The sequence below is a fragment of the Caldimonas brevitalea genome (assembly GCF_001017435.1).
In the GTDB taxonomy this organism is placed as follows: domain Bacteria; phylum Pseudomonadota; class Gammaproteobacteria; order Burkholderiales; family Burkholderiaceae_C; genus Caldimonas; species Caldimonas brevitalea.
Genome location: NZ_CP011371.1, coordinates 3463536 through 3485848 on the forward strand (window position 1 = coordinate 3463536; position 22313 = coordinate 3485848).

The window sequence follows — 22313 nt, forward strand, 5'->3', positions numbered from 1 at the left end:
TCAACAGAACCACAGCGGGCGCTGTGGCGGTGTTCTGGGACGCGCGGCGCCGCGCCCGCTGCCGCTTCCGCTCGGCCACAGACTGTTGCGGCCGCCCGGGTGCAGGGCTCGCAACCTGGCATAGCGCCGCTGCAGATAGTCGTTCCAGGTCAACTCGTACGCGGCCTGCAACATCAGCGCGCGATCCAGCTGCGCTTGCGGCCACGGGTTCTCGTCGAAATGACAAAGGGTGGCGAACAATTCGCCCTGCGGATCGAACAGAGGCACGCCGGCATACGCCCGGTACTGTTCTCGCTTGGGATGCCCGGCGACTCGTGTGTCGAGCAACGAGTCGAGCGTCGTGAAGCAGTCGCGGCGCTGGCGCACCAACTTGCAGTAGGAGCTGTCCACCGGCACGTCGAGCGGCGCCCGCGCGTGCGCATCGAGGCGGTCGACGAAGTAGAGGCAGTGCAGGATGTCGCCGCCGCCGAATTCGAAGATCCCGGTGTAGCGGAACGGGGTGCGCGAGTTCAAATAGGTCAAGGCCTCCTGCACCCCGCGTGCGGTCAGCAGCAGGAGGAAGGTGGCGAGCTCGACCGAAGTAGCGGCGTGCAGCATGGGCATCGTCCTTCCGTCCCCGCCCGCAATCGCCATGCCCGGCTGCCACGGTGGGCCACGCCCCGAAGAGAGGCCGCACACGGGCCGGCGCCTGCCCGCCTGTGAAGAATCTTCCGACCCATGACACCCGGAAGGCGCTGTCGAGCAGGCTGTTGACGGCCTCAGTCAAGAGGGGTTTGCTGCAGCCCGCCTGGGGTCAGGGCTCGGTGCTCAGGGGCACGCCAGTTGCCCGGATTCCAATGCAAGGCGCGCGACGGCCGCGCGCCGCAGGCACTGGACACAGCAAGGAGCAGTGATGAAGAAGATCTGGGTGGTCGTGGCCGACGAGGCCATCGCACGAATACTGCAATGGCCCGAAGACGGGCACGAACTGGAAAGCGTCGATGAATTGACCGATGCGGCCACTCATGCCAGTGGTGCTGACCTGCACCGCGACGCTTACGGCCGCCGTGCCGCCGGCGTGACGCACGGCGCCCGGCAGAACACACCGCACCGGTTGAACAGCGTTTCCAACATCACGGCTTCGGCCGGCGAGGACGAACAACACCTCGAAGCCGAAGGTTTCGCGCGGCGCGTTGCAGCGCATCTGCTCGACGCCCTGCATCGCCACCGCTACGAAGAACTGCGCATCGTCGCGGCGCCGCGCTTCCTCGGCATGCTGCGCAAGGCGATGAGCGACGAGGTGAGCCGCCTGGTGACCGACGAGGTCGACAAGGAGCTGGTGCATCTGGACACGCGCGAACTGACCGACCGGTTGTTCCCGCGCCCGCCTGCTTCGGGCGCAGGCGGCACCACCGGTGCCGGCGCCCACCGCTGAGCACCGATGCCCGGCGGGCACGCGTCCGAGTGCGCTCGGCGCGTGCCGTCTTCATGCACCGTGGAGGGGTCCCCGCCACTCGTGCCAGCGGAACCTTCTGCCGCAGCCAACGCGGGTCACTCCCTCACGGGGCCCCGCACAGGGCGACGGAACTTGAACTCGCATTTCAGCGACCCCACCGACTCGCCCTGGCGCACGGTCCCGTCCACGCAGAGTCTCGAGTTCCCGAGGTCGAGGCACTCCGCCTCGCCCTTGCACTGACACAACCCTGTTTTCGAGTTGCAGGTGAAGTTGCTGAGCTCACCGCCGCCGGGCACCGGGCTGATCGGGTCCTGTGCCGGCGCTTGCGCGAGCGCGGGTTGGAAAGCGGCGACCGCGGCGGCGGTCACGAGGCAGCGGGTCCAAGCGTTCATGATGTGATCTCCAAGTGAAGCATGACAGGTGAAGGAAGGAGGGACGGGCCCTCCTGCCGGATTACGCAAGGTGCGGCGGGTCGGATGCACCCCGCCCTGCCGACCCGCGACCTGCCTTACCATCGCCGCGCCGCCACTACAGGACGTCGACCGCGCATTCCCCGATGAAACGAACTGCCTCGCTCGCGGGTGCCTTGCTGCTGCTCGCACTACCCCTCGTTTGCCACCCCCAGCAGCGTGCCTTGAAACCCGGCGAGTACGTCACCGAAAAGGGCTGGGGTCACCTGAGCCTGCAGCGGAGTCGCAACGGCCAACTCAACTTCTCGCTCACGGCGGTGGGTGCCAACGCCCACACCTGCGACCTCGACGGCGAAATCGGCAGCCGGGGGCAGACCGTGCTGGTCGACGACAGCGGGGCGACCGACGGTGCCTGTGTGATTGACTTTCGTGCGCGTGGCCGAGATGTCGAGGTGCGCCACAACAACGCGCCCAGTTGCGCGAGCCATTGCGGCGCCAGGGCCAGGTTCGAGGGCCTCTACCTGAGGCCCTCCCCGTCCTGCCATCCGGCGCGGCGCGACAAGACCCGAGCCGCTTTCAAGCGCCTTTACGATGCCGGCGAATACGCCCGCGCGGCAGCCTTGTTGCAGCCGGTCATCGAACAGTGCGCGCCGCTGCTCTCCTGGACGGAAGCGGGCTGGCTGCGCAATGACCTGGCGCTGGCGAAGTACCGCAAGGGCGATCGAGCGGGTTGCCAGGCGATGCTGGCCCCGCTGGCCGGCGACGCGGGCAAAACCGACACCGAGCTACGTGAGCAGTGGGCGGCCGAGCCGATGCTGGAAGACACCTATTTCGGCGTGGTGCGCGCGACCCGTACCAACCTCGGCTTGTGCCAGGCAGAGGGCCGGCCCGCGCCGCCGTGACCGGAGCCGGCACGGTGGAGCGGCTGGATCGGGGGTGCGAGGCGCGACGCGCCGCCGCCCCTCAGGCGAACGCGATCGCGGTCTTTTGGTCGACGCTGGCGGTCGCGGCCTCGTACAACGACAGCCACACCAGGCCCTCGACCCAGTGCCCCTCCCGGCGGTCTGCCAGCGCGTTGAGCCGGGCCGCCTCTTCGTCGCTCAACACACCGCCCTGCAGCTCCACGCCGATATAGGGCGCCACCAGCACCAGCTCGCCGAGCAGGCGGTAGCTGGAGCCCAGCATGCCGCCGGCCAGGCGACCCGAGGCGTCGAAGATCAAGTCGCCGAAGTCGACCGGCACGTAAAAGCCTTCGCAATCGGAGTGGCACAGCAGATGGCTTTCCAGCCGTTCGGTCTCGGCATGCAGCACGGCATCGTCGACCGGCTCGTCCCCTGCATCCGTCGCCGGCGCCAGCACCACATCCGGGTCGGCAGCGGCATACGCGTAGGCGCGCCGCAGGTGGTGGAGCCAAGCGTACGGATAAACGGCCCGCGCGCACCGCGAAGGGCGTGCCGCAAGCCGTTGCGGCTCCTGGTGCAAGGGCCAGCCGTGTGCCCCCAGCAATTCGTTGACGACGTCGAGCTGCCGCTCCAGCCAGGCGCTGCCCTCCGCGTCATGACGACGCAGGTCTGCCAGCAAACCAGTTCTGACGGCCAATCCCATGTGGTACTCCCCCGCAGATGACGTCCCGTGGCCAAGGCACGGTATCGGCGAAAGCGTAAGGCAAGCCGCCGCTCGCGCCGCACCCTGACCGCTGAAAAAGGGCCGGGGCGAGAAATATCCGTCAGCCGCGGCGATGCCGCCGGCCGGCACAGAGCGAGCCGAAGGCGCCGCTACCCCTCGCATCGCGCGGGCATCACGGCCGGTGGGCAACCCGGCCGGAATAATCGCCGCCGCAGTTCTCCGCCCCTGCGTCGCCGACGCACGGTGGAGCCCCACAACCGGGGCCATGGAGTGCGGCAAGGCGTTCGCGCCGGAGCCCGCCGGCGGAGGTGCCGAGCCGCGCACGGGTCCGCACTTCCCCACGGTGGTCGCCATGATGCGCACTCTGTCTTCCGCAACCGTCGCACTGTCTCTCATGACACTGGCTGCCCCGACGGCCAGCGCCACCCCGCCCGACGCGGCACCCCACTGGCATTACACCGGGCCTGCGGGGCCGGCGGCGTGGGCCCAGCTCGACCCCCAATTCGCCGCCTGTTCCACCGGGCGTTTGCAGTCGCCCATCGACATCCGGGACGCCACGCCGGCGCCGCTGCCACCGCTCGAGTTCGGCTACGGCTCGATCAGCCCGGCCATCGTCAACAACGGCCACACGGTGCAGGTGAACGTGCCGCCGGGGCATGTGCTGAAGGTGGGCGAGCGGCGCTACGAGCTGCAGCAATTCCACTTCCACACGCCGAGTGAAGAACGCATACAAGGTCGTGCGAGTGCGATGGTCGCCCACCTGGTGCACCGCGACGCCGAGGGCCACCTGGGCGTGGTGGCCGTGCTGCTGCAGCCGGGAGAACAGCGCTCGGGCTTCGACGCCGTGTTCGAACATCTGCCGCAGCGGGCCGGCGAGACCCTCACGGTCGAAAACCTCTCGCTCGACCTGCCCAGCCTGCTGCCCGCGACCTCGCGCTACTTCGACTACGAAGGCTCGCTGACGACGCCGCCGTGCTCGGAGGGCGTGCATTGGATGGTGCTGCGCGAGCCGGTCCGCCTGTCGCCCCGCCACATCAAGGCATTCCGCCGCTTGTATGGGTCGAATGCACGGCCGGTGCAACCGTTGAACGGCCGGCCGATCAAGGTCTCGCCATAGAGGGGCGTCGCCGCGGCCGGGCCGGTACGGCACCCCGCCAACCGACGGCGCACAATGAGAGGCAGAACGCGGTGCCAGACCACGCCGCGACCTGCCCTCACCGCCCAGCCGTGCCGCTCAGGACGGCACAAGGAGCTGCCCTGATGACCTCAGCCCCCGCCACGCCCGCTTACGACACGCTGGTACAGCTGCACCGGCGCTTGCACCGGTTCGAACACCTGCAGTCCATCGCCTGGTGGGACCAGGCGAGCAACATGCCGCCCAAAGGCAACGAGGCGCGTGCGGCGGCGCTGGGAGAAATGGCGGCGCTGTTGCATCGCATGCGGACCGCCCCCGGCTTGAGGGACGACATCGCCCGCGCCGAACAGGAGCCGCTGGACGACTTGCAGCGGGCCAATCTGCGTGAGATCCGCCGCGAGTGGCAACGCGCCAACGCGCTGCCGGAGGCACTGGTGGAGGCCAAGTCGCTGGCCGCTTCCAAGTGCGAGCATGCCTGGCGCGTGCAACGCCCGACCGAGGACTGGCCCGGCTTTCTCGAGAACTTCCGCCCGGTGCTGGCGCTGGCGCGTGAGGAAGCGACCCTGCTGTCACAGCAGAGCGGTCTGTCGCGCTACGACACCCTGCTCGACCGGTTCGAGCCCGACATGCGCAGCGCAACCGTCGAACGGCTGTTTGCCGATGTGCGGGGGTGGCTGCCGGGGCTGATCGAGCAGGTCACCCAGCGCCAGGCCCGGGCAGCGGTGACGCAGCCGAGCGGACCGTTCCCGCGCGCCCAGCAGCGCGCCTTGTGCCATGAGGTCATGCAGCTGCTCGGCTTCGATTTCGACGCCGGCCGCCTCGACGAGAGCACCCATCCCTTCTCGGGTGGTGTGCCGGAAGACGTGCGCCTCACGACGCGCTACCGCGAAGACGATCTGCTGCAAGCCCTGATGGGCACGATCCACGAGACAGGCCACGCGCGCTACGAGCAGAATCTGCCGCGGGCACTGCTCGGGCAGCCGGTGGCCCAGGCCCGCTCGATGGGCCTTCATGAAAGCCAGAGCCTGGCGTTCGAGATGCAGCTGGCGTGCGGCCGGCCGTTCGCGGCACAACTGGCGCCTTTGCTCGTGCGTCATTTCGGGCCACAGCCGGCTTTCGAGCCCGACAACCTGCACCGGCTGCTGACACGCGTGCAGCCGGGTTTGATCCGCGTGGATGCCGACGAGGTGACGTACCCCGCCCACGTCATCCTGCGCTTCGAGATCGAACGGGCCTTGATCGAAGGAGAGATCGAGGCCGAGGACATTCCGGCCCTGTGGGACGAGAAGATGATGACGCTGCTCGGCGTCGACACGCGCGGCAACTACCGCGACGGCTGCCTGCAGGACGTGCATTGGCCCGAGGGCATGTTCGGCTACTTCCCCTGCTACACCTTGGGCGCGATGTACGCGGCGCAATGGTTTGCGGCGATTCGCCGGGCGACCCCCGATCTGGATGTGAGGGTGGCGAGCGGGGATCTGGCGCCGGTGTTCGACTGGTTGCGCGAGCAGATCTGGCTGCAGGGCAGCCGGTGGAGCGCGGATGAACTGGCGGTTCGGGCCAGTGGAGAGGTGCTCAACCCGGCGCATTTCCGGGCGCATCTCGAAGACCGCTACCTGGGGGACTGAAGAAGCGGCAGCCCTGTTCCACCCGAACGTCTACCAGTTCGCAGTCGGACTCATTGCGGGGCTTTGCCTGGTTGTGGTGTTGCCTCGGGCACGCCGCAGGCGCGGCTGCCGCAGATCCGGTTCAGCGCTGATCGACATCGCGCCGAGCCAGCCCTCTATACGAGGCCTCCGCGGCCGCACCAGAAAGACAAAAGGGTCAGTAGGAACTAACCTACTGACCCTTGTCAACTTTGGTCGGGGTGGCGGGATTCGAACTCGCGACCCCTTGCACCCCATGCAAGTGCGCTACCAGGCTGCGCTACACCCCGACGAAGCCTTAGATTATACGGTGGTTTTTCTCAGATTGCCAACAGTGTTCTGATCGATATCAGTTCTTGACGCACCTGGTGCACGGTGTAAGGCGTGCGAGCCGTGGCGGCCGTCGCAGACGGCGGTTCGACAGCCGACGCGGCCGACACCACGACCGCTGCAGTCGCGGGCGCATCGACCGGAGCCAACAACCCATTGCCCCCCTGCCCCACGCCCACCTCGCCGAGCGATTCGGCGACCACCACTTCTTCGGCCACCAACTCTTCGACGTCGACGCCGGCCGACGGGGCGACCGATGCCGCCAGTTCGAGCGCCGGGGCCAGCGACTCGGCTTTCGCATGGCCCCCCATCTCGGCGAGGCGGTTGCGGGCACCGCTGATCGTGAAGCCTTGCTCGTACAGCAGTTCGCGGATGCGCCGGATCAGCAGCACCTCGTGGTGCTGGTAGTAGCGCCGGTTGCCGCGGCGCTTCATCGGTTTGAGCTGCGTGAATTCCTGCTCCCAATAGCGCAGCACATACGGCTTGACGCCACACAGCTCGCTCACTTCACCGATGGTGAAGTAGCGTTTGGCAGGAATGGCGGGAAGCGCTTTCTCCATTGAAATCAACAAGATTGGGAGAGAAACTCAGACTTTACTCGAACTCCTCCCCGGCGGGTATGTCTCCTTGCACGACACCCTTCAACTTGTGACTTGCGTGAAAGGTGACAACGTTGCGCGCTTTGATCGGGATCGCCTCGCCGGTGCGCGGATTGCGCCCGGGCCGCGGCGCCTTGCGACGGATCTGGAAGTTGCCGTAGCCGGACAACTTCACGTCTTCACCGTTCACCAGGCTGGCGTGGATGATCTCGAAAAAGGCCTCGACCATGTCTTTCGACTCGCGCTTGTTCAGCCCGAGGCGTTCAAACAGCAGATCGGCCAGTTCGGCCTTGGTCAGGGTGGGCGTCTCGATCGACGGCAGGATGGCTCGCTCCATGGATGCTCCCGATCTCAACCGCGCAGACGCGCGCCGACGCGCGCCGCCAAGTTGTCCACGACGGCCTTGACCGCAGCGTCGATGCGCTCGTCGGTCAGCGTGCTGTCGTCCGCCAACAGCTCGAGGCGGACCGCCACGCTGCGCTCATGCTCCGCGATGTCGGCGCTGGCGGTCTTAGGCTTGTAAATGTCGAACACGCGGGCGTCGCGCACGAGGCCGTCTGTCGGCGCGGATGCGATGGCCGCCATCAAGGCGTCATGGCCCACCTGGTCGTGCACGATGGCTGCAATGTCGCGCAGCACCGGCTGCTGGCGCGAGATCGGCTTGTAGTTCGGCAGCGGGCGTTGCTGTAGCAGGTCCGCGTCGAGCTCGAACACGACCGGTGCGAGCGGCAGTTCATAGCGCTGGCGCCAGCGCGGGTGAAGTTCACCGACGTGGCCCACCAGCTGCTCGCCCAGCATCACACGGGCCGCGCGGCCGGGGTGCAAGGCCCGGTGATCGGCTGGCTCGAAGCGCAAGGACAGCGGCGTCAGCAAGGCTTCGAGGTCGCCCTTGACGTCGTAGAAGTCCACCGCCTGATCGCCCTGCCCCCATTGCAGCTCGGCCGCCGAGCCATAGGCCAGGCCTGCCACGCGCAAAGGTTGGCGCAACCCGGCGACGGTCGTGTCGCTTTCGGCCACGCCCGGGTCACGCAGGAACACCCGACCGATCTCGAACACACGCACGCGGCCCGCCTTGCGCGCCAGATTGAAACGCAGCACCTGCACCAGGCTGCCGATCAGCGACGAACGCATCACGCTCAGCGTGCTGGCGATGGGGTTCAACAGCTGCAGCGGCTGGGCATTGCCCGCGAAATCGCGTTCCCAGGCTTCTTCGACGAAGCTGAAATTGACGGTTTCCTGGTAGTCCAGCGCGGCCAACGCATGCCGCACCGCATGCAGGCTGCGCCGCGCCTCGGGTTGTATCCGGGGCACGACCGGGCCGAGCGGCGGCGTGTCGGGCAGCTGCGGATAGCCCACCACCCGGATCACCTCTTCGATCAGATCTTCTTCGATCTGCAGGTCGAAGCGCCAGCTGGGCGGCGTGACGGTCAGCACGCCAGGCGCCTCGGTGAAGGCCAGCCCGAGGCGGCGGAACACCTCCGCGCACTGGGCCTGCGTGACGGGCATGCCGATGACCTTGGCGGCACGCTCGACCCGCAGCGACACCGGCGGCCGCTGCGGAAGGCGCACCACCTGGTCGTCCATCGGGCCCGCTTCACCGCCGCAGATCTCCAGCACCAGCTGCGAAATGCGTTCGATGTGCTCGACGGTCAACGCCGGGTCGACGCCGCGCTCGAAGCGATGCCCGGCGTCGGTCGAGAAGTTGTAGCGTCGCGAACGGCCGGCCACCGCCTGGGGCCACCAGAACGCAGCTTCGACATAGATGTTGCGGGTGGCGTCCGAGACGGCCGTGGCGTCGCCGCCCATGATGCCGGCGAGCGACTCGACCGCCTGGTCGTCGGCGATCACGCCGACCTTGTCGTCGACTTCGATGGTGTTGCCGTTCAGCAATTGCAAACGCTCGCCCGCACGGCCCCAGCGCACCGTCAGCCCGCCATGAATTTTGTCCAAGTCGAAGATGTGCGACGGACGGCCGAACTCGAACATCACATAGTTGGAGATGTCGACGAGCGCCGTCACCGACCGTTGGCCGCAGCGCTCGAGCCGCTCGACCATCCACGCCGGCGTCTTGGCCTGCGTGTTCACGTTGCGGATCACACGACCGGAGAAGCGGCCGCACAGGTCGGGCGCTTCGATGCGCACGGGCAGACGCGTGTCGTGCTGCACCGGCACCGGCGGGAACTCGGGCTGCCGCAGCGGCGCCCCGGTCAGCGCCGAGACTTCGCGGGCGATGCCGTAAACGCTCAGGCAGTGCGCCAGGTTGGGCGTGAGCTTGAGCGTGAACAGCGTGTCGTCGAGGCGCAGGTGTTCGCGGATGTCGCGGCCGACCGGCGCATCGTCGTCGAGGATCAGCAGACCGCCGTGGTCCTCGGACAGTTTCAGCTCGCGCGCGGAGCACAGCATGCCTTGGCTCTCGACGCCGCGCAGCTTGCCCAGCTTGATCTGAAACGGCTTGCCGTCATCACCCGGCGGCAACTCTGCACCGACGAGTGCACAAGGCACCTTGATACCGGGGCGCACGTTGGGCGCACCGCAGACGATGTTGAGCGTCTCGCCGGTGCCGGCGTCGACCTGGCACACGTTCAGGCGGTCGGCGTTGGGGTGCTTGGCGACTTCGACCACCCGCGCCACGACGATGCGGCTGAACGGCGGCGCGACCGGGCGCAGTTCTTCGACCTCCAGGCCGGCCATCGTCAGCAGTTCGGCCAACGCTTGGGTGCCGAGCGGCGGATTGCAGAATTCGCGCAACCACGATTCTGGGAATTGCATGGATCGGACCTCTTACTACTTGAACTGCGACAGGAAGCGCAGGTCGCCGTCGAAAAACAGTCGCAGGTCGTTGACGCCGTAGCGCAACATGGCCAAACGGTCGATGCCGGAGCCGAACGCGAAGCCGATGTAGCGCTCGGGGTCCAGGCCCATGTTGCGGATCACCTGCGGGTGCACCTGACCCGAGCCGGACACCTCCAGCCAGCGGCCCTTCAGCGGCCCGCTGTTGAACATCATGTCGATCTCGGCGCTGGGCTCGGTGAACGGGAAGTAGCTCGGCCGGAAACGGATCTGCATGTCGTCCGTTTCGAAGAACACGCGCAGGAAATTGACGTAGACCGACTTCAGGTCCTTGAAGCTGACGTTCTCGCCCACCCACAGGCCTTCGACCTGGTGAAACATCGGCGAATGGGTGGCGTCGCTGTCGACACGGTAGGTGCGGCCAGGCGCGATGACGCGGATGTCGGGCATGGCCTGCCCGGCCTCGAGCAGCGCGCGGTGGCGCTTCACATGCTGCACCGCATAACGAATCTGCATCGGGCTGGTGTGGGTGCGCAGCAGATGACCGCCTTCGACATAGAAGGTGTCGTGCATCGAGCGCGCCGGATGGTCGGCCGGGGTGTTCAATGCGGTGAAGTTGAACCAGTCGACCTCGATCTCGGGGCCATCGGCGACATCAAAGCCCATCGACCCGAAGATAGCCTCGATGCGTTCCATCGCGCGGGTGATCGGATGCAAACCACCCGTGCCCCGCTTGCGCCCCGGCAGCGTCACGTCGAGCGCCTCGGCCTTCAACTGCGACGCCAGTTCGGCGTCGGCCAGTGCCTGGCGGCGCTCGTTCAGCGCCTGCTCGACCTGCTGCTTGACCTCGTTGATCGCGGCGCCGCGCGCCTTCTTCTCTTCGGGCGCCAGCTGCGCCAGCCCCTTCAACAATTCGGTCAGGCGGCCGGCCTTGCCCAGATAGCGCGCCTTGGCGTTCTCGAGGTCGGCCGGCGTCTGCGCCTGGCCAAACTCGGAGCGCGCCTGCGCAACCAATTGATCGAGCTCGTTCATGTTGTGGGGGCGGACCAGCGGCTCGCGCCACCGATCTCCTTGGGTCTGGACATAAAAAAAGGCCGCACCAGGTGTCGGCCTTTGATGCTGACCCCGCCGAAGCGGGGTGCTGCAGTGGTCAGGACATTCCCGACGAAATCACGGCAATCAAGCAGCGAATTGAGCCTTCACCTTGGCGACGATGCTGCCAAAAGCGGCCGGATCGTTGACAGCCAGATCGGCCAGGACCTTACGATCGATGTCGATCGCGGCCTTCTTGATGCCGTTCATGAACTTGCTGTAGGTGATGCCCTGCTCACGGGCCGCCGCGTTGATACGGGCGATCCAGAGACGGCGGAACTCACGCTTCTTGGCACGGCGATCGCGATAGGCGTACTGGCCAGCCTTCATCACCGCCTGTTTGGCGATGCGGAATACGTTCTTGCGGCGACCGCGGAAACCCTTGGCCAGGGCCAAGACCTTCTTGTGACGGGCGCGTGCGGTGACACCACGTTTGACGCGAGGCATGTCTTTTCTCCTTCAGACCTAGATCAACAACAACAACAACCGATCAGAGACCGGCGAAGGGCATCATCTGTGCGATGTGGCCCATGTTGGTGTCGTGCACGTTCACGGCGCCGCGCAGCTGGCGCTTACGGGTCGTGGACTTCTTGGTAAGGATGTGACGCTTGAACGCCTGACCGCGCTTGACGGTGCCACCCGGACGAACGCGGAAACGTTTGGCCGCGCTCTTCTTGGTCTTCATTTTGGGCATGACTGCTCCTTCTTTGTTGTGCCCGTGAGGCGCCGCGAACCTTTCGCGGTCTTGTCGGCCCCGGGCCACTTGCCTCACCGCCCGTGACCAAACCGGCGGCAAGGTGATGGCGCAAGGGCTGTGTACAGCCCTTCGCGCGTGATCCGTCTTCTTGCTTACTTCCGCTTCTTCGGCGCCAGCACCATGATCATCTGGCGGCCTTCGAGCTTGGGCATGTTCTCGACCACGCTGACATCGGTCAGGTCGTCGCGGACCCGCTCCAGCAGGCGCATGCCCAGTTCCTGGTGGGTGATCTCGCGGCCGCGGAAGCGCAGCGTGACCTTGCCCTTGTCGCCTTCTTCAAGGAAGCGGCGCAGATTGCGCAGCTTGATCTGGTAGTCGCCCTCGTCGGTGCCGGGGCGGAACTTCACTTCCTTGATGTCGATGACGTGCTGTTTCGCCTTCGCCTCGGCCGCCTTCTTCTGCTCCTGGTACTTGAACTTGCCATAGTCCATCAGGCGGCAGACCGGCGGCGTCGCCGTGGGCGCGATCTCGACCAGGTCCACGTCGTGTTCCTGTGAAAGCCGCAGTGCCTCCTGCAAGCTCACGATGCCGATCGGCTCATTGTCGGGCCCGTTCAGCCGGACTTCCGGCGCCGTGATTTCCCGATTCAGACGATGCTTGCGCTCCACGTTGGGAGTGCGCCGGTCCATGAAAGTAGCGATGGTCTAGATCCTCAGGGGTCCCGCCCCAATAACAAAAAACACATAGCCCGCCCCGGTCGGCCCAGGCGGCGGGCAGCCGCCTGAACTCACACCTTTTGGGCAATGTCGCTTGCAATCTTCTGGGAGAAGGTGTCGAGTGCCATCACACCGAGGTCTTGGTTGCCCCGGGCGCGCACTGCGACGGTTCCCGCCGCTTTCTCTTTGTCGCCGACAACGAGGATGTAGGGAACCTTCTGCAACGAATGCTCGCGGATTTTATACGTGATTTTTTCATTGCGCAAATCGGCCTCTGCCCTAAGTCCTTGTTTTTGCAGCGTTTTGACTACTTCTCGAACGTAATCCGCCTGCGCGTCGGTGATATTGAGTACAGACACCTGCTGCGGCGCCAGCCAGACCGGCAGCGCGCCGGCGTGCTGCTCGATCAGGATGCCGATGAACCGCTCCATGCTGCCGACGATCGCGCGGTGCAACATGACCGGCACCTGGCGGTCGCCACTTTCCGTGACGAATTCCGCACCCAGCCGGCCCGGCATCGAGAAGTCGACCTGGATCGTGCCCACCTGCCACTGGCGCCCGATCGCGTCCTTCAGCGTGTACTCGATCTTCGGCCCGTAGAAGGCCCCCTCGCCGGGCGAGATCGCGAATTCGCAGCCGGATGCGCGCAGGCTCTCGATCAGCGCCGCTTCGGCCTTGTCCCACACCTCGTCCGAGCCGATGCGGGCGTCGGGCCGGGTCGCGACCTTGTAGATGATGTCGGTGAAACCGAAATCACGATAGACACGCTGCAGCAGCGCCGTGAACTCGGTGCACTCGGGCAGGATCTGGTCTTCGGTGCAGAAGATGTGGCCATCGTCCTGCGTGAAGCCGCGCACCCGCATGATGCCGTGCAAGCCACCCGTCGGCTCGTTGCGGTGGCACTGGCCGAACTCGCCGTAGCGCAGCGGCAGATCGCGGTAGCTCTTGATGCCCTGCTTGTAGATCAGCACATGGCCGGGGCAGTTCATCGGCTTGAGAGCATAGTCGCGCTTCTCGCTCTCGGTCGTGAACATGTTGTCGCGGTACTTGTCCCAGTGGCCGGTCTTCTCCCACAGCGCGCGGTCCAGCAACTGCGGGCCCTTGACCTCGCGGTAGCCGTTGTCGCGGTACACGCCGCGCATGTACTGCTCGACGCACTGCCAGACCGTCCAGCCCTTGGGATGCCAGAACACCACCCCCGGCGCGTGATCGTCGATGTGGAACAGATCGAGCTCACGCCCGAGCTTGCGGTGGTCGCGCTTTTCGGCTTCCTCCAACATGTGCAGATACTGCTGCAGCTCGTCCTTGCCGGCCCAGGCGGTGCCGTAGATGCGCTGCAGCTGCTCGTTGCGATGGTCGCCGCGCCAATAGGCGCCGGCCACCTTCATCAGCTTGAAGTGCTTGAGCTTGCCGGTGCTCGGCACGTGCGGGCCGCGGCACAGGTCGGTGAAGCCGCCTTCGCTGTAGAGCGACACGTCTTCGTTGGCCGGAATGCTGGCGATGATCTCGGCCTTGTAGTGCTCGCCCAGGCTCTTGAAGTACGCCACCGCCTCGTCGCGCGGCAGCACACGGCGCTCGACCTTCTCGTCTTTCTTGGCCAGCTCGGTCATCTTCTTTTCGATGGCCTGCAGGTCTTCGGGCGTGAACGGCCGCTTGTACGAGAAGTCGTAATAGAAGCCGTTCTCGATCACCGGGCCGATCGTGACCTGAGCCTCGGGAAACAGCTCCTTGACGGCATAGGCCAGCAGGTGCGCCGTCGAATGGCGGATCACGTCCAGGCCGTCGGGGTCCTTGTCGGTGATGATGGCCAGCGTCGTGTCCTGCTCGATGCGGTAGCTGGTGTCGACCACGCGCGCCGCGTCGCCCTGCCCCACCCGCCCGGCCAATGCCGCCTTTGCCAGGCCGGCGCCGATCGACGCCGCCACCTCTGCCACGGTCACCGGGCCCGGAAACTCACGTCGGGACCCGTCGGGCAACTGAACTGAAACCATCTTGACCTCTCACCGGCGCCGCCAGCGCCACAAACAAGCCACAAACAAGCCACAAACAAAAAAGCGCGGTGGTCGCCGCGCTTTCTTGGATTCGAAAAAGACAAACAAACGAAAGCCGCGGCCGACCGACTAGACCTCAAAAACGTCAGCGGTGGTAGTTCGCGGTGTCATAACCCGTTGTGCCTTTCTCGCTCTTGACTGGGTGAAGAAGAGCGCAATTCTAACGCAATAGACGCAAAAAAGCCCGGCAGCGTCGCTGCCGGGCCAATGCATCTTCACATCAGATGCTTCGCGCGTCTCACGAGCGCGCCGCCCAGCGGCGCGCAACGGAGTCAGGACATCGGCGCCGCCGGCTCGAGGCCGGCGACGGGGCCGATCAGCCGTGCTTCTGGTCGAAGAACTGCTCGTCTTCGGTCGAGCCCTTCAGCGCCGCGGTCGAGGCATCGCGCTCGATCGTGGTGGTGACGGCGTCGAAGTAGCCGGTGCCCACCTCGCGCTGGTGCTTCACGGCGGTGAAGCCCTTCTCGGCGGCGGCGAACTCGGCTTCCTGCAGCTCGACGAAGGCGCTCATCTGGTTGCGGGCGTAGCCGTAGGCCAGGTTGAACATCGAGTAGTTCAGGCTGTGGAAGCCAGCCAGCGTGATGAACTGGAACTTGTAGCCCATTGCGCCCAGCTCGCGCTGGAACTTGGCGATGGTGGCGTCGTCCAGGTTCTTCTTCCAGTTGAACGAGGGCGAGCAGTTGTAGCTCAGCAGCTTGCCGGGGAACTGCTTGTGGATCGCCTCGGCGAACTTCTTGGCGTAGGCCAGGTCGGGCTTGCCGGTTTCGCACCAGATCAGGTCAGCGTACGGCGCGTAGGCCAGGCCGCGGCTGATGGCTTGCTCCAGACCGGGCTTGGTGCGGAAGAAGCCTTCGATGGTGCGCTCGCCGGTGAGGTACGGCTTGTCGTTGTCGTCCACGTCGCTGGTCACCAGGTCGGCGGCTTCAGCGTCGGTACGGGCGATCAGCACGGTCGGGGTGCCCGACACGTCGGCCGCCAGACGAGCAGCCACCAGCTTGGCAACGGCTTCGCGGGTCGGCACGAGCACCTTGCCACCCATGTGGCCGCACTTCTTGACGGACGCGAGCTGGTCTTCGAAGTGCACGCCGGAGGCGCCCGCTTCGATCATGGCCTTCATCAGTTCGAAGGCGTTCAGCACGCCGCCGAAACCGGCTTCCGCGTCGGCCACGATGGGCGCGAAGAAGTCGACGTCGTTCTTGCCTTCCGACCACTGGATCTGGTCAGCGCGCTGGAACGTGTTGTTGATGCGCTTGACGACTTGCGGCACCGAGTTGGCGGGGTACAGCGACTGGTCGGGATACATTTCGCCGGCCAGGTTGGCGTCGCCAGCGACTTGCCAGCCGGACAGGTAGATGGCCTTCAGACCGGCCTTGACCTGCTGCATGGCCTGGTTGCCCGTCAGCGCGCCCAGGGCGTTGACGAAGGGCTCGGTGTTCACCAGGTGCCACAGCTTCTCGGAGCCGCGCTTGGCCAGCGTGTGCTCGATCTGGACCGAACCGCGCAGGCGCACCACGTCGGCGGCGGTGTAGCCACGCTTGATGCCCTTCCAACGGGGGTTCTCCGCCCAGTCCTTTTCAAGAGCAGCGGCTTGTTGTTCGCGGGTCAGGTTCGTCATGAAGACCTCCAGTAAGTGAAAACAAGGTGTTGATGGGCTCTAGCTTACGGCGGCCGGGGGCGGAAGGGAACACTTATGTCTTATATAAGACACCCAGGCTACACCCAGCAAAATCAATGACTTGGCGAGCACATTTCGCGATGCGGAAACCAATTTTTCACAATGAAAGATTTTTCTGCAGTGCACCAAAGCACTTTTCCGCATTGTGAAATGGCAAGGTCTCCATGTAAAAAAGACGCACCCACCGGTGCACCAAGAGCGTGTGCTGCCTCATGGGCCTGCACCAACGTCGCGCGGTGCGTCGGCCCGTCGGCGCGCCCCACCAGCCATCCTGTGGCGCATGTCGCCTGGACTTCTTTGTGCGGACCGGGCGGCCGACGGGGGCTGATGCCGGGCGTCAGATGTTGAGCGCGGTGGTGCGTTTCACCGTGCGCAACACCAACATCGAGTTGGAGCGCACCACGCCGGGCAATCGCGCCAGCACCTCGGTATGGAACTGCTCCAGGTCTTCGGCATCGCGATAGGTGAAGCGCAGCAGGTAGTCATTGCTGCCCGCCACATAGAAACAATCGAGGATCTGCGGCTCGTCGCGCACCGCCTGCTCGAAGCTGCGCAAGGTCTCGGGTGTGGTCCGCTCGACGTTGACGATGGTGTACGACGTGCCCGGCTGGCCGACGGCCTTGGGGTTGAGCAAGGCGACGTACTGGGCGATCACGCCGCTCTCCTCCAGCTGCTTGACGCGTCGCAAACAGGCCGACGGCGACAGGTGCACCTTGTCGGCCAACTCCACGTTGGTCAGGCTCGCGTCTTCCTGCAGCGTCTGCAGAATCGCGCGGTCGATGGCATCGAGTTGCACGGTACGGGCAGGGCTTCGCATGAAATGCAGTGGTAGGCCGGTTGTTTCGCATGATATGCGAAGGGTCCCGCCGCGGCGGCTGCAATGCGCAATCCGATTGCGACCGCTGCGGCATAGACTGACCCAACGCCTGCCGGGCCGGCTGGCCGATCCCTGCCGCTTGCCCTGCTCCCCTCGCCCACCGAACCACCGCTGCCATGGACCAAGACCTCGACGCCTACTGGATGCCCTTCACCGCCAACCGGCAGTTCAAGAAGTCGCCGCGGCTGCTGGCCCGCGCCGAAGGCATGCATTTCTGGACGCCGGAAGGGCGCCAGGTGCTCGACGGGGTGGCCGGCTTGTGGTGCGTCAATGCCGGCCATGCGCGACCCAGGATCGTCGAGGCGATCCGGCAGCAGGCCGGCGAGCTCGATTACGCGCCGCCCTTCCAGATGGGGCACCCCAAGGCTTTCGAGCTGGCCGAACGGCTCGTGAAGCTGACCCCCGCGGAGCTCAACAAGGTCTTCTACACCAACTCCGGCTCTGAATCCGTCGAGACGGCCCTCAAGATGGCGCTGGCCTACCATCGTGTGCGCGGCGAAGGCCAGCGCACCCGGTTGATCGGGCGCGAGCGTGGCTACCACGGTGTCAACTTCGGCGGCATCTCGGTGGGCGGCATGGTGGCCAACCGCAAGATGTTCGGCACCTTGTTGGCCGGCGTCGACCACATCCGCCACACCCACGACCTGCAGCGCAACGCGTTCTCGCGCGAGCAGCCGGCCCATGGCGCGGAGTTGGCCGACGACCTCGAACGCCTGATCGCACTGCACGACGCCTCCACCATCGCCGCCGTGATCGTCGAGCCGGTGGCCGGCTCCACTGGCGTGCTGATTCCCCCGCAAGGCTATCTGCAGCGGCTGCGCGAGATTTGCGACCGGCACGGCATCCTGCTCATCTTCGACGAGGTCATCACCGGCTTCGGACGGCTCGGCTCGCCGTTCGCCGCCGAGCACTTCGGCGTCACACCCGACCTGATGACGGTCGCCAAGGGCATCACCAACGGCGCCGTGCCAATGGGGGCGGTGTTCGTGCGCCAAGCCGTGCACGACGCCTTCATGAACGGGCCGGAGCATTTGATCGAGTTCTTCCACGGCTACACCTATTCGGCGCATCCGCTGGCCTGCGCTGCGGCGCTCGGCACGCTCGACACCTACGAGGAAGAGGGCCTGCTGACGCGTGGTCGTGGTGAGCTGGCGCGCTACTTCGCGGATGCTGTGCACGCCCTCAAAGGCCAGCCGCACGTGATCGACGTGCGCAACATCGGCCTGGTCGGCGGCATCGAGTTGGCACCGCTGCCCGGCGAGCCCGGCAAACGTGCCTTCTCGGTATTCCTCGACTGCTGGGAGCGCGGCGTGCTGATCCGCACCACCGGCGACACGATCGCGCTGTCGCCTCCGCTGATCATCGAGAAGAGCCACATCGACCAGATCGTCGGCACCGTCGCCGACGCGCTCAAGCGGGCGGCCTGAAGGCGGCGCGGCGGGCTGGCGTGAGGCCGCACGCATGCGCATTCTGCACACCGACCTCGACCTCGCGCGTGACAGCTACTACGCTGCGACCGCGCCACAAGGTGCCCGCCAGCCGCCGTTGCAAGGCGAGCTCGCCGTCGACGTGGCGGTGATCGGTGCCGGCCTGGCCGGCTTGTCGGCCGCGCTCGAACTCGCCGAGCGCGGCCTGCAGGTGGCCCTGCTCGAGGCACATGAGGTCGGCTACGGCGCCTCGGGCCGCAACGGCGGCCAGGCGATCGCGGGCCTGGCGTGCGAACTGTCGACGATCGAAGCGCAACTGGGGCTGGCCGACGCACGCCGCGTCTTCGGCATGACGCTGGAGGCACTCGACCTCCTCCACGAACGGTGCCGGCGCTACGGCATCGATTGTGAATGGCAGCCGGGCTTTCTGAACGTGGCGGTGAATGCTCGCAAGGCACGCGCACTGCGGGCGACACACGACCGTTTGCAAGTGGTGTACGGTGACGCCTACGCCGCCGCCTCGCAATGGGTCGCACCAGCCGATCTGCCACGCTGGATCGTCAGTCCGCGCTACCACAGCGCCGTGCACGATGGCCGCAGCGGCCATCTGCATCCTCTCAAATACTGTCGCGGGCTCGCGCGGGCGGCCGTGGAGCGAGGCGTTCGGCTGCATGAAGGCACGCCAGTCGTGCGGCTCGAGCACGGGCCGCAGCCGCGCTTGCACACGCCGGAGGGCAGCGTACGTTGCGAGCAGGTGCTGCTGGCCGGCAACGTCTATCTGCAGGGCGTCGCGCCGCAGTTGGCGGCGCGCATCATGCCGGTCGCCACCTATCTCGTCGGCACCCGGCGTGTCGCGCCCGCACGGCTGAAGGCGCTGCTGCCGACAGAGGCCGCGGTATGCGACACCAATGTCGTGCTCGACTACTTTCGCCCGACGCGTGACGGCCGGGTGCTGTTCGGCGGCGGCGTCAGTTACAGCCGCCGCACACCGCGCAGCGTCGCCGACAAGTTACGGCGACGCTTGGTCGCCACCTTTCCGTCTCTGCAGGACGTCGAGGTCGAGTACGCCTGGGGTGGTTTTGTCGACATCACGATGAACCGTGCGCCCGATTTCGGGCGCTTGCGCGCCGACGGTGCGCCTGGCGCATCTCGCAGCAGCAACGTGTACTACGTCCAGGGCTTCTCGGGCCACGGCCTGGCGCTCACCGGCCTGGCCGGCCGATTGGTGGCGGAGGCCATGGCCGGCGATGCCGGCCGCTTCGACACGTTTGCACGGCTGCGGCATCGTGCCTTTCCCGGTGGCAGCTATTTGCGCACCCCGGCACTGGTCCTCGCGATGGCGTACTACCGCTTGTTGGACCTTTGGTGAACGACTTGTCGCGATGTCCCCTGCCGTCAGGGGCCGGGGACTCTTGCCATTGACACCCGCCCGGGCTTTGGCACACTCATTGCAATCGAACGAACAGCTCGACACTCGGCAACAGCAAGCCCAGTGCGTCGTGTCGCAAGACCGGGACCCCACCCACGCAGCAAGCCCAATGACCGCCCAGACCTCGTCCTCCTCCCGATCACGCCCCGTCGTGCTCGTCCCCGCCTGCAACAAGATGGTGGGGCCCTACCCGTCCCATGTGGTCGGCAAGAAATATGTCGACGCCGTGCGCCTGGCCGGTGCGCTGCCGCTGGTGGTGCCCTCCGCCGACGCGCAAGAGGTGGACGAACTGCTGACGTTGGCTGACGGCGTGCTGTTGACCGGCTCCCCCTCCAATGTCGACCCCCGCCATTTCGGCGAATCGGTGCTCGACGAAACGCTGCCGCTCGACCCCGAACGCGACGCCTGGACGCTCGCGCTGATCCCCGCCGCCTTGCTGCGCGGCGTGCCGTTGTTCGCGATCTGTCGCGGCTTGCAGGAGGCCAACGTGGCACTCGGCGGCTCGCTGCACCAGGCGGTGCACGAGCTGGCCGACATGCGTGACCACCGTGAGCCCGAACAGGCCGAACTCGAGGTGCAGTACGGCCCGGCCCACCGGGTGCAAGTGCAGCCGGGCGGCTTGCTCGCGTCGCTCCTCGGCGGCGCGACCGAGATCGAGGTCAACAGCCTGCACGGCCAGGGTGTCAAACAGCTCGGCCCGGGCCTGCACGTCGAGGCGCTCGCGCCCGACGGCCTGATCGAAGCCTTTTCCAACCCGCAGGCCTCCGCCTTCAATCTCTTTGTGCAATGGCACCCGGAATGGCAGGCCGAGCACAACCCGGTCTCGCTCAAACTCTTCAAGGCCTTCGGCGCGGCCTGCCAGGCCTACCGGGACCGACGCCGCGACCCGCTCACCTAGTGACACCCTGACATCGATCCGGTCCACAAGGCGGGCGGCGCCCGCGATGCAAGAAACGGGGATGTATGGTGGTGCGAGACAACTTCACTTTCAGCGAGCTCGAGCAGTGGCTGAACGAACGCCGCGTGACCGAGATCGAGTGCCTGGTGCCCGATCTGACCGGCGTCGCGCGCGGCAAGATCCTGCCGCGCGAAAAGTTCACCGAAGACCGCGGCATGCGGCTGCCCGAGGCCATCGTGGCGATCGGCGTGACGGGCGAGTTCCCCGATCAGGGGCCGTACTACGACGTGATCACGCCGACCGACCGCGACATGCATTTGCAGCCCGACCCCGCCACGGTGCGCATCGTGCCCTGGGCGGTCGACCCGACCGCACAGGTCATCCACGATTGTTTCGACCGTGCCGGCAACCTGATCCCGTATGCACCCCGCTCGGTGTTGCGGCGCGTCTGCCAGCTGTTCGAAGTGGAAGGCTGGCAGCCGGTGGTGGCCCCCGAGCTCGAGTTCTATTTGATCGAGCGCAGCATCGACCCCAACCAGCCGCTGCGGCCACCGCGCGGGCGCAGCGGCCGGGCCGAGACCTCACGCCAGGCCTATTCGATCGACGCAGTCAACGAGTTCGACCCATTGTTCGAAGACATCTACGCCTATTGCGAGCAGATGGAGCTCAACGTCGACACGCTGATCCACGAGGTGGGCGCGGGCCAGATGGAGATCAACTTCTTCCACGACCATCCGCTGCAGCTCGCCGACGAGGTGTTTTTCTTCAAGCGCACCATCCGCGAAACCGCGCTGCGCCACGAGATGTACGCCACCTTCATGGCCAAGCCGATGGCTCACGAGCCGGGCAGTGCGATGCACGTACACCAGAGCCTGGTCGACAAGGCCACCGGGCGCAACCTGTTCAGCAACGAGGATGGCAGCCCTTCGAAGCTCTTCTATTGGTACATCGGCGGCCTGCAGCGTTACGTGCCGGCGGCGATGGCCCTGTTCGCGCCATATGTGAACTCCTACCGGCGCCTGGCCCGCTCCACTGCAGCACCGATCAACATCCAGTGGGGCACCGACAACCGCACCGTCGGCATCCGTTCGCCGGTGGCCTCGCCGGCGGCACGGCGCATCGAAAACCGTGTCATCGGGGCCGACGCCAACCCCTATGTCGCGCTGGCGGCCACACTGGCCTGCGGCTACCTCGGCATCAAGAACCGCATCGAGCCGAGCCCCGAATGCAAAGGCGATGCCTATCTCGGCGAGTACACGCTGCCGCGCAGCCTCGGCGATGCGCTTGACAAGCTGAAGGACGAAACCGACCTGCACGAGGTCCTCGGGCGGCCCTTCATCACCGTCTACACCGAAGTGAAGGAGATCGAGCACGAAGAGTTCATGAAGGTGATCTCGCCTTGGGAGCGCGAGCACCTGCTCCTGCACGTCTGATGACCGGGCCTCGTTCCGGCGGCTCACCGCCGCCCTGCCCGGTGCCA

The 22313-nt window shown here is 66.2% G+C and carries 20 protein-coding genes, 1 tRNA gene and 1 pseudogene; 8 read left to right on the forward strand and 14 right to left on the reverse strand.

What is annotated here, in order from left to right:
* Entirely contained in the window at positions 1–597 is a 597-nt protein-coding gene (locus tag AAW51_RS14785) for a GAF domain-containing protein (protein WP_157359901.1), read from the reverse strand.
* Between the two features lie 295 nt (positions 598–892).
* Between AAW51_RS14785 and AAW51_RS14790 the strand changes: the two genes are divergently transcribed.
* On the forward strand, positions 893–1414 hold the full coding sequence (locus tag AAW51_RS14790) for a host attachment protein (protein WP_047195216.1): 522 nt from the start codon (positions 893–895) through the stop codon (positions 1412–1414).
* Positions 1415–1530: 116 nt separating this feature from the next.
* Here AAW51_RS14790 and AAW51_RS14795 read toward each other — a convergent pair whose 3' ends face one another.
* Positions 1531–1827: a hypothetical protein gene (locus AAW51_RS14795; protein ID WP_047195217.1), complete on the reverse strand. Its 297-nt coding sequence runs from the start codon at positions 1825–1827 to the stop codon at positions 1531–1533.
* A 164-nt stretch (positions 1828–1991) separates the two neighbouring features.
* On the opposite strand from AAW51_RS14795, the gene AAW51_RS14800 reads away from it, so the two are divergent.
* Positions 1992–2747, forward strand: a complete 756-nt coding sequence (locus AAW51_RS14800) for a hypothetical protein (RefSeq protein WP_157359902.1) — start codon at positions 1992–1994, stop codon at positions 2745–2747.
* Positions 2748–2808: 61 nt separating this feature from the next.
* Here the strand turns inward: AAW51_RS14800 and AAW51_RS14805 are convergent, their stop codons facing one another.
* Positions 2809–3450, reverse strand: coding sequence for a hypothetical protein (locus tag AAW51_RS14805; protein WP_047195219.1), 642 nt, complete (start codon positions 3448–3450; stop codon positions 2809–2811).
* A 415-nt stretch (positions 3451–3865) separates the two neighbouring features.
* On the opposite strand from AAW51_RS14805, the gene AAW51_RS14810 reads away from it, so the two are divergent.
* Together AAW51_RS14810 and AAW51_RS14815 are read left to right on the forward strand one after the other, a co-directional pair.
* Positions 3866–4588, forward strand: coding sequence for a carbonic anhydrase (locus tag AAW51_RS14810; protein WP_238947600.1), 723 nt, complete (start codon positions 3866–3868; stop codon positions 4586–4588).
* A 143-nt stretch (positions 4589–4731) separates the two neighbouring features.
* Positions 4732–6234, forward strand: coding sequence for a carboxypeptidase M32 (locus AAW51_RS14815; protein ID WP_047195220.1), 1503 nt, complete (start codon positions 4732–4734; stop codon positions 6232–6234).
* A 231-nt stretch (positions 6235–6465) separates the two neighbouring features.
* Here the strand turns inward: AAW51_RS14815 and AAW51_RS14820 are convergent.
* From AAW51_RS14820 to AAW51_RS14870, 11 genes and pseudogenes are all read right to left on the reverse strand, one after another.
* Positions 6466–6542, reverse strand: a tRNA-Pro gene (locus AAW51_RS14820).
* A 347-nt stretch (positions 6543–6889) separates the two neighbouring features.
* A pseudogene (locus AAW51_RS30810) lies at positions 6890–7142 on the reverse strand (MerR family transcriptional regulator); the annotation flags it as partial.
* A gap of 34 nt (positions 7143–7176) precedes the next feature.
* Positions 7177–7518, reverse strand: coding sequence for an integration host factor subunit alpha (locus AAW51_RS14830; protein ID WP_047195222.1), 342 nt, complete (start codon positions 7516–7518; stop codon positions 7177–7179).
* 14 nt (positions 7519–7532) lie between these two features.
* A complete protein-coding gene (gene pheT, locus AAW51_RS14835; protein ID WP_047195223.1) occupies positions 7533–9950 on the reverse strand; it encodes a phenylalanine--tRNA ligase subunit beta in 2418 nt (805 codons plus the stop codon).
* A gap of 15 nt (positions 9951–9965) precedes the next feature.
* Positions 9966–11003: a phenylalanine--tRNA ligase subunit alpha gene (gene pheS, locus AAW51_RS14840; RefSeq protein WP_047195224.1), complete on the reverse strand. Its 1038-nt coding sequence runs from the start codon at positions 11001–11003 to the stop codon at positions 9966–9968.
* A gap of 147 nt (positions 11004–11150) precedes the next feature.
* Positions 11151–11510, reverse strand: a complete 360-nt coding sequence (gene rplT, locus AAW51_RS14845; RefSeq protein WP_047195225.1) for a 50S ribosomal protein L20 — start codon at positions 11508–11510, stop codon at positions 11151–11153.
* Between the two features lie 43 nt (positions 11511–11553).
* A complete protein-coding gene (gene rpmI, locus AAW51_RS14850; RefSeq protein ID WP_047195226.1) occupies positions 11554–11757 on the reverse strand; it encodes a 50S ribosomal protein L35 in 204 nt (67 codons plus the stop codon).
* Positions 11758–11912: 155 nt separating this feature from the next.
* Positions 11913–12449: a translation initiation factor IF-3 gene (gene infC, locus AAW51_RS14855; protein ID WP_047195227.1), complete on the reverse strand. Its 537-nt coding sequence runs from the start codon at positions 12447–12449 to the stop codon at positions 11913–11915.
* Between the two features lie 98 nt (positions 12450–12547).
* On the reverse strand, positions 12548–14467 hold the full coding sequence (gene thrS, locus AAW51_RS14860) for a threonine--tRNA ligase (protein ID WP_047195228.1): 1920 nt from the start codon (positions 14465–14467) through the stop codon (positions 12548–12550).
* Positions 14468–14843: 376 nt separating this feature from the next.
* Positions 14844–16133, reverse strand: coding sequence for an isocitrate lyase (gene aceA, locus AAW51_RS14865; protein ID WP_047197850.1), 1290 nt, complete (start codon positions 16131–16133; stop codon positions 14844–14846).
* A gap of 406 nt (positions 16134–16539) precedes the next feature.
* Positions 16540–17019 carry an Lrp/AsnC family transcriptional regulator gene (locus AAW51_RS14870; protein WP_047195229.1) on the reverse strand — a complete coding sequence of 160 codons (480 nt, stop codon included), beginning with the start codon at positions 17017–17019 and terminating at the stop codon, positions 16540–16542.
* A 176-nt stretch (positions 17020–17195) separates the two neighbouring features.
* Between AAW51_RS14870 and aptA the strand changes: the two genes are divergently transcribed.
* The 4 genes from aptA to AAW51_RS14890 all read left to right on the forward strand — a co-directional run bounded on the left by aptA (position 17196) and on the right by AAW51_RS14890 (position 22266).
* Positions 17196–18506, forward strand: coding sequence for an omega-aminotransferase AptA (gene aptA / locus AAW51_RS14875; protein ID WP_047195230.1), 1311 nt, complete (start codon positions 17196–17198; stop codon positions 18504–18506).
* Between the two features lie 34 nt (positions 18507–18540).
* Positions 18541–19875, forward strand: a complete 1335-nt coding sequence (locus AAW51_RS14880; protein WP_047195231.1) for an NAD(P)/FAD-dependent oxidoreductase — start codon at positions 18541–18543, stop codon at positions 19873–19875.
* A 169-nt stretch (positions 19876–20044) separates the two neighbouring features.
* Positions 20045–20833, forward strand: a complete 789-nt coding sequence (locus AAW51_RS14885; RefSeq protein ID WP_047195232.1) for a gamma-glutamyl-gamma-aminobutyrate hydrolase family protein — start codon at positions 20045–20047, stop codon at positions 20831–20833.
* Positions 20834–20898: 65 nt separating this feature from the next.
* Positions 20899–22266, forward strand: coding sequence for a glutamine synthetase family protein (locus tag AAW51_RS14890; protein ID WP_047195233.1), 1368 nt, complete (start codon positions 20899–20901; stop codon positions 22264–22266).
* The last annotated feature ends 47 nt before the right edge of the window (positions 22267–22313 follow it).